The sequence below is a fragment of the Kitasatospora sp. NPDC057738 genome (genome assembly GCF_042798815.1).
Lineage (GTDB): Bacteria > Actinomycetota > Actinomycetes > Streptomycetales > Streptomycetaceae > Kitasatospora > Kitasatospora lactacystinica.
Genome location: NZ_JBHVJT010000077.1, coordinates 11,833 through 26,529, shown reverse-complemented (window position 1 = coordinate 26,529; position 14,697 = coordinate 11,833). Strand labels below are relative to the sequence as shown.

Sequence of the window (14,697 nt, the reverse complement as noted above, 5' to 3'; positions counted from 1 at the left end):
TGGCACCCACCGCACCGAACGCCTGCCCCACCGCAGGACCCGCTGAAGGAGGACGAGATGGCAGCGCCCACGACCGACGAACGGCTGCGCCGCTGGCGGCTGGTGCTCGGCGGCGAGGCCGACGGCACCGGCTGTGCCCTGCGCGGCCGCGACGCCGCGATGGACGGCGCCCTCGCCGCGCTCTACCGCGGCGCCCCCGAGGAGGGCGCCCGGGCCGGGCGCACCGGCCGCCGCGGTGCCGGGCTGGGCGGCTCGGCCCCGCAGGTGGCCCGCTGGCTGGGTGACATCCGCGAGTACTTCCCCTCCACCGTGGTGCAGCTGATGCAGCAGGACGCGATCACCCGGCTCGGCCTGGACCGGCTGCTGCTGGAGCCGGAGATGCTGGAGGCCGTCGAGCCGGACGTGCACCTGGTCGGCACCCTGCTGTCGCTCAAGCACGCGCTGCCCGAGACCACCCGGGAGACCGCCCGGGCGGTGGTCGGCAAGGTGGTCGCCGATCTGGAGCGCCGGCTCGCCGACCGCACCCGGGCCACGCTCGGCGGCGCCCTGGACCGCAGTGCCAGGGTCAACCGTCCCCGCCACCGCGACATCGACTGGGACCGCACCATCCGGGCCAACCTGAAGAACTACCTGCCCGAGCACGGCACCGTCGTCCCCGAGCGGCTGGTCGGCTACGCCCGCGCCCAGCGCGCCGTGAAGAAGGACGTCATCCTCTGCATCGACCAGTCCGGCTCGATGGCGCCCTCGGTGGTCCACTCGGCGGTCTTCGGCGCGGTGCTCGCCTCGATGCGCACCCTGGACACCCGGCTGGTCGTCTTCGACACCTCGGTGGTCGACCTCACCGAACAGCTCACCGACCCGGTCGACGTCCTGTTCGCCACCCAGCTCGGCGGCGGCACCGACATCAACCGCGCCCTGGCCTACTGCCAGTCGAAGATCACCCGGCCCTCCGAGACCGTCGTGGTGCTGATCAGCGACCTGTACGAGGGCGGCATCCGGGACGGCATGCTCAAGCGGGTCGCCGCGATGAAGGCGGCCGGCGTCCAGTTCATCGCCCTGCTCGCGCTCTCCGACGAGGGGGCCCCGGCGTACGACCACGCGCACGCCGCCGCGCTGGCCTCGCTCGGCGCGCCGGCCTTCGCCTGCACCCCGGACGCGTTCCCGGAGATCATGGCGGCGGCGATCGAGAAGCGCCCGATCCCGCAGAACCTGATCAGGGGGGCCGCCCAGGGGGGGTGAGGGATTCACCTGAACGCGCTAATCGGACCGATCGGTGGACCGGCCGCCCACCCCGTCCCTCCTGGGCATTCTGTGACGGTTCTCACCCATGCCGGGCAGGCCCCGGGCGGAACAGTCCCGTCCCGCGGGGATAACCTGCCAGACGGACGTGACGCGCGTGTTGATTGACGTGAGCGCCCGTGGCTGTGTGGGCCGCAAGGCCGTACCTCTGCGTACCCGCACCGCCCCGACGACCCGCAGCGAAGATCCTGCCGTGGCACGCTCGTAGAGACACAATCCGCGACCACGAACAAGGACAAACACGTGGACCTGTTCGAGTACCAGGCGAGGGACCTCTTCGCCAAGCACGGTGTGCCCGTGCTTGACGGCGATGTCATCGAGACCGCCGCAGACGCTGCCGCCATCGCGGAGCGCTTCGGCGGCCGCGCCGTCGTCAAGGCTCAGGTGAAGGTGGGTGGCCGAGGCAAGGCCGGCGGCGTCAAGCTCGCCGCCGACCCGGCGGACGCCGTCGCCAAGGCCGAGCAGATCCTCGGCATGGACATCAAGGGCCACACCGTTCACAAGGTGATGCTGGCCCAGACCGCGGACATCAAGGACGAGTACTACGTCTCGTTCCTGCTGGACCGCACCAACCGCACCTTCCTGGCCATGGCCAGCGTCGAGGGCGGCGTGGAGATCGAGGTCGTCGCCGAGCAGAACCCCGAGGCGCTCGCCAAGATCCCGGTCGACGCCAACGAGGGCTGCACCCCGGAGAAGGCCGCCGAGATCGTCGCCGCGGCGAAGTTCCCGGCCGAGGTCGCCGACCAGGTCGCCGAGGTCCTGCAGAAGCTGTGGACCGTCTTCATCAAGGAGGACGCCCTCCTCGTCGAGGTCAACCCGCTGATCAAGTCCGGCGAGGGCAAGATCATCGCGCTCGACGGCAAGGTCTCCCTGGACGAGAACGCCGAGTTCCGCCAGCCCGAGCACGAGGCCCTGGAGGACAAGGCCGCGGCCAACCCGCTGGAGGCCGCCGCCAAGGCCAAGGGCCTGAACTACGTCAAGCTCGACGGCCAGGTCGGCATCATCGGCAACGGCGCGGGCCTCGTCATGAGCACCCTCGACGTGGTCGCGTACGCCGGTGAGAACCACGGCGGCGTCAAGCCCGCCAACTTCCTCGACATCGGTGGCGGCGCCTCCGCCGAGGTCATGGCGAACGGCCTGGAGATCATCCTGGGCGACCCCGACGTCAAGTCGGTCTTCGTCAACGTCTTCGGCGGCATCACCGCGTGCGACGCGGTCGCCAACGGCATCGTGCAGGCCCTCGCGCTCCTGGAGGGCAAGGGCGAGAACGTCACCAAGCCGCTGGTCGTCCGTCTGGACGGCAACAACGCGGAGCTGGGTCGCAAGATCCTCGACGACGCCAACCACCCGCTGGTCCAGCGCGTGGACACCATGGACGGCGCCGCTGACCGCGCCGCCGAGCTGGCCAACAAGTAAGGAAGGGGACTTAACACCATGGCTATCTTCCTTACCAAGGACAGCAAGGTCATCGTCCAGGGCATGACCGGCGCCGAGGGCATGAAGCACACCCGCCGCATGCTCGCCTCCGGCACCCAGATCGTCGGCGGCGTGAACCCGCGCAAGGCCGGCACCACGGTCGACGTCGACGGCACCGAGATCCCGGTCTTCGGCTCCGTCGCCGAGGCGATGGAGAAGACCGGGGCCGACGTCTCCGTCCTCTTCGTGCCGCCGGCCTTCACCAAGGCCGCCGTCGTCGAGGCCATCGACGCCGAGATCGGCCTGGCCGTCGTCATCACCGAGGGCGTCCCGGTGCACGACACCGCCGCCTTCTGGGCGCACGCCGGTGCCAAGGGCAACAAGACCCGCATCATCGGCCCGAACTGCCCCGGCCTGATCAGCCCCGGACAGTCGAACGCCGGCATCATCCCGGCCGACATCACCAGCTCCGGCAAGATCGGTCTGGTCTCGAAGTCGGGCACCCTGACCTACCAGCTCATGTACGAGCTGCGCGACATCGGCTTCTCCTCGGCCGTGGGCATCGGCGGTGACCCGGTCATCGGGACCACCCACATCGACGCCCTCAAGGCCTTCCAGGAGGACCCGGAGACCGAGATCATCGTCATGATCGGTGAGATCGGTGGCGACGCCGAGGAGCGTGCCGCGGCCTACATCGCCGAGCACGTCACCAAGCCGGTCGTCGGCTACGTCGCGGGCTTCACCGCCCCCGAGGGCAAGACCATGGGCCACGCCGGCGCCATCGTCTCCGGCTCCTCGGGCACCGCCCAGGCCAAGAAGGAGGCCCTCGAGGCCGCCGGTGTCAAGGTCGGCAAGACGCCGTCCGAGACCGCCCGCCTGGCCCGCGAGATCATCGCCGCCCAGGCCTGATCCCGCCCCGCGCGTGACGAGCGCCCCCGCCCTCCCGGGCGGGGGCGCTCGCCGTTCGCGGCTCAGTGCCGCCCCGGCCCCGTGGTGCAGGGCAGCGGCGACCACTGCCGGCAGGCCGCCGGTCCCTGCGGCGGCGGAGCGGCGCCCCGGGCCGCCGGCGGCAGCTCCCAGCGCGCGACCGCCTGGGGCTGAGGATCCACCAGGACGGCCTCCAACCCGGGCGCCGGGCTGCACCAGATGCTGGTGATGCCGTTCGGCGCCCCGTCGGGCAGCAGCGGCACGGCCGGCTCCGCCGCCTGCGCCGCGGTGGCGGCCAGGCAGAGCGTGGGCGCCGGCGGGGTGGTCGGCCGGAACAGCTCCGCGGGGCGCACCCCCGCCAGGGTCGCCAACGTCGCCCCGCCCACCGCGACCGTCAGCAGCGCCGCCGCGCCCGTCCGGCTCGCCGTCCGGAGCCGGTACCGGGCCCGCAGCACCGGCACCGGCGTCCGGTGCGGCTCCGGACAGCCGCGCACCGCCGCCCGGTGGAGCAGCCCGCACAGCCCGTCCGCGAAGCCCGGTGCCGCCGGGTCCGGCCCGACCAGGTCCGGCACCCACGCGGCCAGCGCCGCCCGGGCGGCCCACACCCGCCCCTCGGCCGCCGCCCGGGAGGACTCCACCTCCACCGCGACCGCCGCGGCCGGCAGCCCCAGCCCGTCGTGCAGCACCAGCGCCCGGCGCTGGGGGCGGGACAGCCGCTTGAGCGCCTTCAGCAGCGCCCGGTCCCGGTCGGTCAGCCGGTCGTGGTCCGGCAGCACCGCCTGGGTCTCGTCGGCCGGCCGCACCTTGATCCGCCGGTGCGGCAGCCCCCACGCGTGCGCCCGCCGGGGGCCGCCCCGGTGCCACGGGGACAGCGCCAGCTCGCAGGCGCGCGCCCGTACCCAGCCCTCCGGGTTCCCCGAACCGGCGGCCGTGCCCCAGCACCGCCGGGCCTCGCCGAACGCCCGCCGCACGCAGTGCACCGCCCGGTGCCGGCAGGCGGTCAGCAGGAACACCTGCTGCACCAGCCGGGTGTGCGCGGTCTCGTAGAGCTCGTCGAAGCCCATCGCCGGGGGCTCGGCGTCGAGGTCGTCGTCCGCGCCCGAGGGAGCGGCGGCGGCCAGCGCCGCCCGGCCGGGACTGGCGGCGGCAGGGTTCTGCGGCTCCGGCCGTGCCGTCCGCGCCCGGTCGGGTTCGGCGGCCGGTGGCCGTCCGGCGTCCGGCCCGGTGTCCGGTTCGGGTGCGGCCGGGGCGTGGTGCGGCGTGTCGCCGTGGCCGGCGGCCGGGCCGGCGGGGGCCTCCTCCGACCCGCCTCCACCGGCCGCGTCCGCGGTCGGAGCGCTCGCCTGCCCGGCCGGCCCGGCGGCGGAGGCACCGGGAGTGCCGGGCGTGCCGCCGGGCCGGTCGGGGTCCCCGGGGGCCGTCGGCGGGTGGCCGGTGTCGGTCGGCTGACGCCGCCCGTCGTCCGCCGCCGCGGCCGGAGGTGCCTGGAGGGCGGCGGCTCCTGGCCGGCCCCCGGGCGTGCGTGGCTCCTGCGCGCGCCCGGGGGCGGCGCTCCTCCCGTCGGCCGTCGGCCCGTCGGCGGCCTGCCGGGGCTGCCCGGCCGGGGCCGCCCGCCGGGTGCCGCCCGAGGGTCCCGGGGCGGGTCTCCCGGCTCGGGTGCGGCTCCGCTTTCCGGTCGCCTCCCCGTCCGTTGCCGCGTCGGCCCGCGGGCGGTCTGCTCCCGCCACGGAACCGGGGGCGGCCGGGGCGGAGGAGCCCGGGTCCGGCCGTAGGAGGACCGGTTCGGCCGGTGGGAGCCCGGCATCCGGGGCCGGGCCCGGGTCGGCCGGGTCGGCCGGGTCGAGGCCGGCGAAGTTCGCCGGGTGTCCGGTCGGGCCGGGGTCCTGGGGGCGCGGCGGCGTGCCGGCCAGCAGGGCGAGTGCCTCCGCCGCGGTGCGGGTGCCGAGCTTGCGCATCGCGCGCTGGAGGTAGCTGCGGGCGGTGGTGGGGGTGACCCCGAGGGTGGCGGCGGTGCGGGGGAGGTCGTGGCCGGCGGCGAGGTGGGCCAGGGTCTGGGCCTCACGGGGGGTCAGCTTCCGCAGCAGGCGGCCCGGGTCGGTCTCGGCGCGGGCGGGCCTGCGGTGGCGCTCCGGAGTGGGGGAGTCGGCGGTGGGTGGCGTGGCCATCAGACGCTCCGGGCCGGGGCGCCGGCGGCTTGGGGGCAAGGTCTGAAAATGCGCATAAGCCAATAATCTGGGACACGGCGGCGGTTTGGCGCTTCACGGAGCATGGCGAGTCGCCTTGGCACCATGTGGCCCATGACGCAGCTGATGGGCCGTCCGATCCTGGAGTCGCCCGGTGAATTGGGCGGACGCCCCGCGCTGGCCGACCTGTTGGCGGGTGTACGGACGGCGTTGGTCGGCCTGGCGGTGGTCGGGGCGCCGGTGCTCGGGCTCTGGGTGGCGATGCCGTACGCGGACGACGGCGCGGCCGTTGTCACCCGGTTGGCGGGGGCGCTCTGGCTGCTGGGGCACGGAGCGCCGCTGCTGCGCGGGCCGGCGGACGCCCCGCTGACGGTCACTCCGCTGCTGCTCGGCGCGCTGGCCGTGGTCCGGCTCTACCGCGCGGCCGCCGGGGTGGCCGCGCGGCGGGGGCCGCGCCCGCGCTGGGGCGGTCCGGTGGCGGTGTGGGCGGGGTACTGCGCGGTGGCCTTCGCGGTGGCGCTGCACTGCGCGGCCACCGGGCCGTTCCGCAGCCGGGTGCTGCTGGACGTGCTGGTGGTGGCACTGGTGGCGGGCCTGGCGACGGCCGCGGGGGCCCGCTCGGTGGCCGTCCTGGACGTGCCGGTCGACTCCCCGCTGGACCGCCTCCCGCTGCCGTACCGCCCGGTCGACGGTGCGCCGGTGGTACGGGCCGCGGCGCTGGCGGCCGGGGCCGGGCTGGTCGCGGCGGGCGGTCTGCTGGTGGTGTTCTCGGCGGTGCTGGACGCGGTGGCGGGCGGTGGGCGCGGGATGGCGCTGCTCGGCGGCGGGCTCGTCGCACTGGTGGGGCTGGTGCTGCTCGCGCTGGCGCTGCTGCCGAACGCGGTGCTGTGGGGTGCGGCGTACGCGCTGGGGCCGGGCTTCGCGCTCGGCACCGGGACGGTGGTGTCGCCGACCGGTGCGGTGCTGGGCCCGGTGCCCGAGTTCCCGCTGTTCGCCCTGCTGCCGGCGGACGGGCCGGGCGGCTGGCGGCTCGCGGCGTCGGTCCTGCCGCTGCTGGCCGGGGTGGTGCCGGCGGTGCTGCTGGGCCGTGCGGCGGCGGGCCGGCGGCTGCCGGTCTCCGGGGCGGGGGCCGGGGAGCGGCCCGAGCCCTGGACGCCGGCCGCGACGGCGGTGGCCGCGCTGGCGGCGGCGCTGTGGGTCGGGGCCGGGGCGGCGGTGCTGGGCCGGCTCTCCGGCGGGGCGCTGGCGGGGGAGCGGCTGGCGTGGGTGGGGCCGCTGCCGTGGACGGGTCCGGCGGCGGCGGGCTGGATCGCGCTGGTCGCCGTCCCGGGCGCGTTGCTGGTCCGGTACCGGATGCTGGGCCCGGCGGACGGCGTGGGCGTGTACGCCCGGCTCGCGCGCCAGGCCCGCCGGGGTGCGCTGGGGCTGCGCGCCCGTACGTTCGCCCTCGTGCTGCGGCTTTCGGAGCCGGGTGCCGGGCCCGCCGCCGGCGGACCGGGCCCCGACGGGCGGGGCCCGGACGACCGCGCGGGCCTCGACGACCGACCGGGCCTCGACGACTGACCGGGGCCGGGGGACCGGGCGGACCCGGAGGTCCGGCTACTCGGTGTTCCCGGTGAAGTCCACGTACCACTGCGGCGCGTACCGGTCGCAGTTCTGGGCGCCGACGCTGGTCAGCGAGTCCTGGACGCAGGTGACGTAGTCGCGGTAGTGGTACCCGAGGCCGATCACCGAGGTCGCGACCACGATGGTCATCGCACCGGTCAGGATGCCGGCGAGCGCCGCCGGGGTGAGCGGGTTCGGGGCGGGGGCCGCGGGGAGCGGCCCGGCCGGCCCGGCGACGGTGGCGGACGGGGCGGGCCGCCGGGTCCGCAGCGCGCCGACGCCCCAGACGATGCCGAGCGCCCCGATCAGCAGGGCGATCCAGTGGAACCCCGCGAACAGGCAGACCAGGGCGAACGGCCCGGCCAGCGCCGCGTTGCGGGCCTTGCGGTGGGCCGGATCGGCGAGGTCGAGCCGGGGCGGCTGCGGGGACGGCGGTCGCTGGCCGGTGCGGCCGTCGCCGGGGCCCCACTGCGGCGGCAGCTGCGGACGCTCGCCGCCCCTGCCGTCGGAGCCGCCCTGCCCGGTGGGGCCGCCCTGCCCGGTGGGGCCGCCCTGCCCGGTGGGGCCCGCTTGGCCGTCGGAGCCGTGACCTCCGCCGGCCCAGGGGCTGCGCGGCTGCCACGGCTGGTCCGGGGCATCCGCCGGCGGCGGCGCGAAGGGGTTGCGCTCGCCGGTGTCGTCGCCGCTGCTCATGGGTTCAGCCATTCCTTCTCGGTCGGGGCTCGTTCGGAGGTTCTCGCGTCGGAGCGGTCTCCCGCGCCCCCAATGATCCCGCAGTCGTCCGTCGGGCCACCGGCGGCCCGGTGCCGCGGGGCGGGCGGGGACGCCGGGGCCGGTGCGGCCCGGGGCAACTCCGGTGCGGTGGGCCGGAGGAGATCCCCGTCTCAACTACGCGCGTAGCGCCGCCGGGAGGGTGCGGAGGCCCTCCGACCAGCCGTTATCGTGGTGACGGTCAGCAGCCCACAGAGGTTCCCCGGGGCCCGCGTCGCGGCGGATTTCCCTGGAGTTCCCCCTCGCTCGACCTGCCGTTCGTAGTGGCCCCACCACCGGTGGACGTACCAGCGGACGGCGCCCGACCTACGGAGAGACGCGCAGTGGCCGCCGCCCCCGCCCAGCACTTCCCGCCCCGTACGCCCGGACCGGCCCGCCTGGTGGTGCTGGTCTCCGGCTCCGGCACCAACCTGCAGGCGCTGATCGACGCCGTCGCCGACCCGGCCTACGGCGCCGAGATCCTCGCCGTCGGCGCGGACCGGGACGGGATCGCGGGCCTGGAGCGCGCCGGGAAGGCGGGCCTGCCGACCTTCGTCCACCGGGTGAAGGACCACCCGGACCGGGCCGCCTGGGACCGCGCGCTGACCGCCTCCGTCGCCGAGTACCAGCCGGACCTGGTGGTCACGGCCGGTTTCATGAAGATCCTCGGCCCCGAGTTCATCGCCGCCTTCGCCGGGCGGACCGTCAACACCCACCCCGCACTGCTGCCCTCCTTCCCCGGCGCCCACGGCGTCACCGACGCGCTCGCGTACGGCGTGAAGGTCACCGGCTGCACCGTCCACCTGGTCGACTCCGGCGTGGACACCGGGCCGATCATCGCGCAGGGCGTCGTCGAGGTCGTCGACGCCGACCACGCCGATGGCGGCGAAGCGCTGCACGAGCGCATCAAGACTGTCGAGCGCCAGTTGCTCGTCGACGTCGTGGGCCGGCTGGCCCGCGAAGGTCACCGCATCGAGGACCGAAAGGTATGGATTCCGGCATGAGTGCCAGCTCCACCACGCCCGTTTCGGAGAACGTCCGTCCGATCCGTCGCGCGCTGATCAGCGTGTACGACAAGACCGGTCTGGAGGAGCTGGCCCAGGGCCTGCACGCCGCCGGGGTCGCCATCGTCTCCACCGGCTCCACCGCCGGCCGGATCGCCGCCGCCGGTGTCCCGGTGACCGAGGTCTCCGAGCTGACCGGCTTCCCGGAGTGCCTGGACGGGCGCGTGAAGACGCTGCACCCCCGGGTGCACGCCGGCGTGCTGGCCGACCTGCGGCTGGAGTCGCACCGCGCCCAGCTGGCCGAGCTCGGCGTCGAGCCCTTCGACCTGGTCGTCGTGAACCTCTACCCGTTCAAGGCCACCGTCGCCTCCGGCGCCACCCCGGACGAGTGCGTCGAGCAGATCGACATCGGCGGCCCGAGCATGGTCCGCGCCGCCGCCAAGAACCACCCCTCGGTGGCCGTGGTGGTCGACCCGGCCCGCTACGGCGACGTGCTGAAGGCGGCGCAGGAGGGCGGCTTCGACCTGGCCACCCGCAAGCGCCTGGCCGGTGCCGCGTTCGCCCACACCGCCGCCTACGACGTGGCCGTCGCCTCCTGGTTCGAGGACGGCTACGCCCCCAGCGACGAGCACTTCCCCGAGTTCCTCGGGTCGACCTGGGAGCGGCAGAACGTGCTGCGCTACGGCGAGAACCCGCACCAGGGCGCCGCGCTCTACAGCGACGGCACGGGAGGCCTGGCCGGCGCGCAGCAGCTGCACGGCAAGGAGATGTCGTACAACAACTACGTCGACACCGACGCCGCCCGCCGCGCCGCCTACGACCACGCCGAGCCGGCCGTCGCGATCATCAAGCACGCCAACCCGTGCGGCATCGGGACCGGCGCCGACGTCGCCGAGGCGCACCGCAAGGCGCACGAGTGCGACCCGGTCTCCGCGTACGGCGGCGTGATCGCCGTCAACCGCCCGGTCACCGTCGCGCTGGCCGAGCAGATCGCCCCGATCTTCACCGAGGTCGTGGTGGCCCCCGGCTACGAGGAGGGCGCCCTGGAGGTGCTCACCCGCAAGAAGAACCTGCGGGTGCTGCTCGCCCCCGAGGCCCCGGCCAACCGCCAGGAGGTGCGCCCGATCTCCGGCGGCGTGCTGCTCCAGGACGCCGACCGGGTGCACGCCGAGGGCGACGACCCGGCGAACTGGACCCTCGCCAGCGGTGAGGCGCTGACCGCCGACGAGCTGGCCGAGCTGGCCTTCGCCTGGCGGGCCTGCCGGGCCGTCAAGTCCAACGCGATCCTGCTGGCCAAGGACGGCGCCTCGGTCGGCGTCGGCATGGGCCAGGTCAACCGGGTGGACTCCTGCAAGCTCGCGGTCGAGCGGGCCGGCGAGCGCGCCAAGGGCGCCTACGCGGCCTCGGACGCCTTCTTCCCGTTCGCGGACGGCCCGGCGATCCTGATCGCGGCCGGTGTCAGGGCGATCGTCCAGCCCGGCGGCTCGATCCGGGACGAGGAGGTCGTCGCGGCGGCCGCCGAGGCCGGTGTGACCATGTACTTCACCGGCGCGCGGCACTTCTTCCACTGATCCCGCCGATTCCACCGGTCCCGCCGACGGCGTGACGGTGTGACGGCACGACAGAGCGGCCCGGCCCCCTCCGAGGAGGGAGCCGGGCCGCTCTGCGTCGTTCGTGCGGGCCGGTCAGTAACGCGGCCGGTTGAACCAGTTGACGCCGTCCTGGACGCACATGGCGGTGATCCAGATGATGCTGATCGCCAGCCAGAGCAGGGCCATCACCAGGCCGACCGCGGTGCCGCCGGAGATGGCGCCGAGCAGGATCAGCAGGCCGACCAGGGCGCCCAGCGAGCCGTACACGATGGTGGTGACGCGGACGGCGTTGCCGCCCTTGCCGAACTTCACGCCGAGCGTGATGGAGAGCGCGGCGAACAGCCCGAACAGCACACCGACGACGAGCAGGACACCGGCGGCGGCGTCGCCCAGCGCGGTGAACGGGTTGTCGTCGCTGGTGGTCCGGCTGGCGGCGTTGGTGACGTCCTTGGCCGCCGCCCCGATGATCACGTAGGAGATCGCGGCGAGCGTCTGGACGCCGCCGACGATGAACAGCAGCACCCGGGCGGTGGTCATCAGGCCCGGCATGGACGGCGGGACCATCGGCGCATATCCGTAGGCCGGGGCCTGCTGCGGGTAGCCGTAGCCCGGGGCGGCCTGCGGCGGGGCCTGCTGCGGGTAGCCGTAGCCCGGGGCGGCCGGCGGCTGGCCGTACGGGTTGTTCGGGTCGGGCGGGTACGTCATGGATGCCTCCGGGCAGTTACGGGGACGCGGGGACGGGACGCCGACGGTCCCGGTCGGTGAGTCGGGTCACCGGCCGAGGGGGACGTCGGCGGAGCGGGGAACGGCCCGGCGGCGGTGACGGGCGCCGCGGCTCGCAGCGTGGTGAGCGTCAGGGGTGCGAGGCGGCCGACGGGTACGGCGCGGGCGGAACGGTGCCCCCGCGGTCGGACTGCTCGTTCTGCTGTGGTCGGCTCACTGGCTCTTTCCCCCGGGTACGCCCCGCCGCGGGGTCCGTCGGCCCGTCACCGGGCCGGTATCGCGGCGGGAATGCGCGCTTATCGTCATCCGGACGGCGGCGCCCTGTCCAGCCGGTTCCGTGTGCCGCGTCAAGACTGTGGCGCAACCGCAACGTGCGTCGGACCTTCGTACCCGTCCGTTCACCCGTCCGTTCACCCGTTCGTCCACCCCGGAGGCGTGCCCGGGACCGGGCCGGAGCCGCGCCCCGAGCCGTGCCCGGGACCGCGCCCGCGAGCGCGGCGGCAGCGGTCGGACGCCCTCGGTACGGAGACCCCCGGCGATCCGGGAGAATGGGGTCATGACTGCCCAGATTCTCGATGGCAAGGCCACCGCCGCCGCGATCAAGTCCGAACTCGCCGCCCGCGTGGCGGTCCTCAAGGCGAAGGGCGTCACGCCCGGCCTCGGCACCGTCCTGGTCGGCGACGACCCGGGTAGCCGCTGGTACGTGAACGGCAAGCACAAGGACTGCGCCGAGGTCGGCATCGCCTCGATCCAGCGCGAGCTGCCCGCCACCGCCACCCAGGAGGACGTCGAGAACGTCGTCCGCGAGCTCAACGCCGACCCGTCCTGCACCGGCTACATCGTTCAGCTGCCGCTGCCCAAGGGCCTGGACCAGAACCCGGTCCTGGAGCTGATGGACCCGGACAAGGACGCCGACGGCCTGCACCCGACCTCGCTCGGCCGGCTCGCCCTGGGCATCGAGGGCCCGCTGCCGTGCACCCCGCTCGGCATCGTCGAGCTGCTGCGCCGCCACGACGTCGAGATCAACGGCGCCGAGGTGGTCGTGGTCGGCCGCGGCATCACCGTCGGCCGCTCGATCGGCCTGCTGCTGACCCGCCGCAGCGAGAACGCCACCGTCACCCTGTGCCACACCGGCACCCGGGACCTCGGCGCCCACCTGCGCAAGGCCGACATCATCGTGGCCGCCGCCGGCGTGCCGCACCTGGTCAAGCCGGAGGACGTCAAGCCGGGCGCGGCGGTGCTGGACGTGGGCGTCAGCCGCAGCGAGGGCAAGATCGTCGGCGACGTGCACCCGGGGGTGGCCGAGGTGGCCGGCTGGATCTCCCCGAACCCCGGCGGCGTGGGCCCGATGACCCGCGCGATGCTGCTCAACAACATCGTCGAGGCGGCCGAGCGCCGCGCCGGCATCTGACACCCCAGGGACGGCGAGCATGACTGAACCGCGACCGGCACGGTCCCGCCGCAGGCCGGTCAGGACGACCGGCACCCTGCCGCCCGAGGGCGCCTCCGCGGCCCTCGGACGCGAGCACGCGCTGCCGGTGCGGCAGTGGCCGATCACGCTGGTCCTGCTGGTCGTCGGCGCCGGCCTCGCGGTCACCTGGTTCGCCGACTTCAAGGACGGGTTCAAGTACGGGCTGCTGATCCTCGGCTGCGGCGTGCTGCTCGGCGCGGTGCTGCGGCTGGTGCTGCCCGAGGTCGGGATGCTGGCGGTGCGCAGCCGCTTCACCGACGTGATCGTGCTGAGCTTCCTGGGCATCTCGATCGTGCTGCTGACCCTGGTGGCGCAGCCGAACCCGTGGCTGCAGATCCCGCTGCTCGACAACATCGGCCAGCTGATGGGCCGGCCCAGGCACTGATCCGCGGGGCCTGCGACGGCCCCCGCCCGGTCCCGTGGAAATCCAGGGCCCGGGCGGGGGCCGCCTTGCTTCTGTGACGCATCAGCCACGCCGGGACACCGGGCATACGCTTCCCTTTGCGATAACCTGACGCCGGTCTCTCGACGTCGAGAGAGATCATCCTGGCTCCAGTGCCGGTGTGCCTGGGGCGCCTGGCGATTTGCTGGAGAAGGTAGAAATGACCCGCACCCCCGTCAACGTCACCATCACCGGAGCAGCCGGCCAGATCGGCTACGCGCTGCTCTTCCGCATCGCCTCGGGCCACCTGCTCGGTGCCGACGTGCCGGTGAACCTGCGCCTCCTGGAGATCCCGCAGGGCCTCAAGGCCGCCGAGGGCACCGCCATGGAGCTCGTCGACTGCGCCTTCCCGCTGCTGCGCGACATCACGATCACGGACCAGCCGAACGTGGCCTTCGACGGCGCCAACGTCGCGCTGCTGGTCGGCGCCCGTCCGCGCACCGCGGGCATGGAGCGCGGCGACCTGCTGTCGGCCAACGGCGGCATCTTCGGCCCGCAGGGCAAGGCCATCAACGACAACGCCGCGGACGACATCAAGGTCCTGGTCGTCGGCAACCCGGCCAACACCAACGCCCTGATCGCCCAGCGCAACGCCCCGGACGTCCCGGCCGAGCGCTTCACCGCGATGACCCGTCTGGACCACAACCGCGCCGTCGGCCAGCTGTCCTCCAAGACCGGCGCCCTGGTCTCCGACATCAAGCGCGTCACCATCTGGGGCAACCACTCCGCGACCCAGTACCCGGACATCTTCCAGGCCGAGATCGCCGGCAAGCCGGCCTTCGAGGCCGTCGGCAGCGACCTGGCCTGGCTGGAGGGCGACTTCATCCCGACCGTCGCCAAGCGCGGTGCCGCCATCATCGACGCCCGCGGCGCCTCCTCGGCCGCCTCGGCCGCCAACGCCGCCATCGACCACGTCCACACCTGGGTCAACGGCACCGCCGAGGGCGACTGGACCTCCATGGGTGTCGTCTCCGACGGCTCCTACGGCGTTCCGGAGGGCCTGATCTCCTCCTTCCCCGTCACCACCAAGGACGGCAAGTTCGAGATCGTCCAGGGCCTGGAGATCTCCGACTTCTCGCGCGCCCGCATCGACGCCTCGGTCAAGGAGCTGACCGAGGAGCGCGACGCGGTCCAGGAGCTGGGCCTCATCTGAGCCCGCCCCGCACGGTTCCGCCGGCGGGGGGGCTGGTTCTCCCCCCCCGGGGGAGGAGGGCGGGAGGGGTTTGGGTGTCGTCGGTGGGGGGTGGTATCACACTTCTCCTTTCTTACGACCCCACCCGGAGGA

The 14,697-nt window shown here is 74.6% G+C and carries 12 protein-coding genes; 9 read left to right on the top strand and 3 right to left on the bottom strand.

What is annotated here, in order from left to right:
- Positions 1-57: 57 nt before the first annotated feature.
- The 3 genes from ACFVGO_RS32080 (at position 58) to sucD (ending at position 3,624) form a co-directional block, all read left to right on the top strand.
- Positions 58-1,239 (top strand): VWA domain-containing protein, encoded by a 1,182-nt coding sequence (locus tag ACFVGO_RS32080; protein WP_359911282.1) that lies wholly within the window; start codon positions 58-60, stop codon positions 1,237-1,239.
- Positions 1,240-1,542: 303 nt separating this feature from the next.
- Positions 1,543-2,715 carry an ADP-forming succinate--CoA ligase subunit beta gene (gene sucC / locus ACFVGO_RS32075; protein ID WP_359911285.1) on the top strand — a complete coding sequence of 391 codons (1,173 nt, stop codon included), beginning with the start codon at positions 1,543-1,545 and terminating at the stop codon, positions 2,713-2,715.
- A gap of 18 nt (positions 2,716-2,733) precedes the next feature.
- Positions 2,734-3,624, top strand: a complete 891-nt coding sequence (gene sucD / locus ACFVGO_RS32070) for a succinate--CoA ligase subunit alpha (protein WP_359911288.1) — start codon at positions 2,734-2,736, stop codon at positions 3,622-3,624.
- Positions 3,625-3,686: 62 nt separating this feature from the next.
- On the opposite strand, the gene ACFVGO_RS32065 is transcribed toward sucD, so the two are convergent.
- Positions 3,687-5,807, bottom strand: a complete 2,121-nt coding sequence (locus ACFVGO_RS32065) for a LuxR C-terminal-related transcriptional regulator (RefSeq protein ID WP_359915179.1) — start codon at positions 5,805-5,807, stop codon at positions 3,687-3,689.
- A 132-nt stretch (positions 5,808-5,939) separates the two neighbouring features.
- On the opposite strand from ACFVGO_RS32065, the gene ACFVGO_RS32060 reads away from it, so the two are divergent.
- On the top strand, positions 5,940-7,388 hold the full coding sequence (locus ACFVGO_RS32060; RefSeq protein ID WP_380635576.1) for a DUF6350 family protein: 1,449 nt from the start codon (positions 5,940-5,942) through the stop codon (positions 7,386-7,388).
- A 36-nt stretch (positions 7,389-7,424) separates the two neighbouring features.
- On the opposite strand, the gene ACFVGO_RS32055 is transcribed toward ACFVGO_RS32060, so the two are convergent.
- Complete coding sequence (locus ACFVGO_RS32055) at positions 7,425-8,123, bottom strand: hypothetical protein (RefSeq protein ID WP_380635572.1); 699 nt, start codon at positions 8,121-8,123, stop codon at positions 7,425-7,427.
- Positions 8,124-8,524: 401 nt separating this feature from the next.
- On the opposite strand from ACFVGO_RS32055, the gene purN reads away from it, so the two are divergent.
- Complete coding sequence (gene purN / locus ACFVGO_RS32050; protein ID WP_359915185.1) at positions 8,525-9,184, top strand: phosphoribosylglycinamide formyltransferase; 660 nt, start codon at positions 8,525-8,527, stop codon at positions 9,182-9,184.
- Entirely contained in the window at positions 9,181-10,755 is a 1,575-nt protein-coding gene (purH, locus tag ACFVGO_RS32045) for a bifunctional phosphoribosylaminoimidazolecarboxamide formyltransferase/IMP cyclohydrolase (RefSeq protein ID WP_359915187.1), read from the top strand. Before purN ends, purH begins: the two co-directional genes overlap by 4 nt.
- 114 nt (positions 10,756-10,869) lie before the next feature.
- On the opposite strand, the gene ACFVGO_RS32040 is transcribed toward purH, so the two are convergent.
- Positions 10,870-11,481: a hypothetical protein gene (locus ACFVGO_RS32040; protein ID WP_359915188.1), complete on the bottom strand. Its 612-nt coding sequence runs from the start codon at positions 11,479-11,481 to the stop codon at positions 10,870-10,872.
- A gap of 574 nt (positions 11,482-12,055) precedes the next feature.
- Between ACFVGO_RS32040 and ACFVGO_RS32035 the strand changes: the two genes are divergently transcribed.
- The 3 genes from ACFVGO_RS32035 to ACFVGO_RS32025 all read left to right on the top strand — a co-directional run bounded on the left by ACFVGO_RS32035 (position 12,056) and on the right by ACFVGO_RS32025 (position 14,565).
- Positions 12,056-12,910 carry a bifunctional methylenetetrahydrofolate dehydrogenase/methenyltetrahydrofolate cyclohydrolase gene (locus tag ACFVGO_RS32035; RefSeq protein ID WP_359915190.1) on the top strand — a complete coding sequence of 285 codons (855 nt, stop codon included), beginning with the start codon at positions 12,056-12,058 and terminating at the stop codon, positions 12,908-12,910.
- Positions 12,911-12,929: 19 nt separating this feature from the next.
- Complete coding sequence (locus ACFVGO_RS32030; RefSeq protein ID WP_359915192.1) at positions 12,930-13,355, top strand: DUF3017 domain-containing protein; 426 nt, start codon at positions 12,930-12,932, stop codon at positions 13,353-13,355.
- Between the two features lie 217 nt (positions 13,356-13,572).
- Positions 13,573-14,565 carry a malate dehydrogenase gene (locus ACFVGO_RS32025; protein ID WP_359915194.1) on the top strand — a complete coding sequence of 331 codons (993 nt, stop codon included), beginning with the start codon at positions 13,573-13,575 and terminating at the stop codon, positions 14,563-14,565.
- Positions 14,566-14,697: the final 132 nt, after the last annotated feature.

Coding starts and splice junctions, on each gene's coding strand:
- ACFVGO_RS32080 (WP_359911282.1), top strand. CDS start 58: ATGGCAGCGCCCACGACCGACGAACGGCTGCGCCGCTGGCGGCTGGTG.
- sucD (WP_359911288.1), top strand. CDS start 2,734: ATGGCTATCTTCCTTACCAAGGACAGCAAGGTCATCGTCCAGGGCATG.
- ACFVGO_RS32065 (WP_359915179.1), bottom strand. CDS start 5,807: ATGGCCACGCCACCCACCGCCGACTCCCCCACTCCGGAGCGCCACCGC.
- ACFVGO_RS32060 (WP_380635576.1), top strand. CDS start 5,940: ATGACGCAGCTGATGGGCCGTCCGATCCTGGAGTCGCCCGGTGAATTG.
- ACFVGO_RS32055 (WP_380635572.1), bottom strand. CDS start 8,123: ATGAGCAGCGGCGACGACACCGGCGAGCGCAACCCCTTCGCGCCGCCG.
- purH (WP_359915187.1), top strand. CDS start 9,181: ATGAGTGCCAGCTCCACCACGCCCGTTTCGGAGAACGTCCGTCCGATC.
- ACFVGO_RS32040 (WP_359915188.1), bottom strand. CDS start 11,481: ATGACGTACCCGCCCGACCCGAACAACCCGTACGGCCAGCCGCCGGCC.
- ACFVGO_RS32035 (WP_359915190.1), top strand. CDS start 12,056: ATGACTGCCCAGATTCTCGATGGCAAGGCCACCGCCGCCGCGATCAAG.
- ACFVGO_RS32030 (WP_359915192.1), top strand. CDS start 12,930: ATGACTGAACCGCGACCGGCACGGTCCCGCCGCAGGCCGGTCAGGACG.
- ACFVGO_RS32025 (WP_359915194.1), top strand. CDS start 13,573: ATGACCCGCACCCCCGTCAACGTCACCATCACCGGAGCAGCCGGCCAG.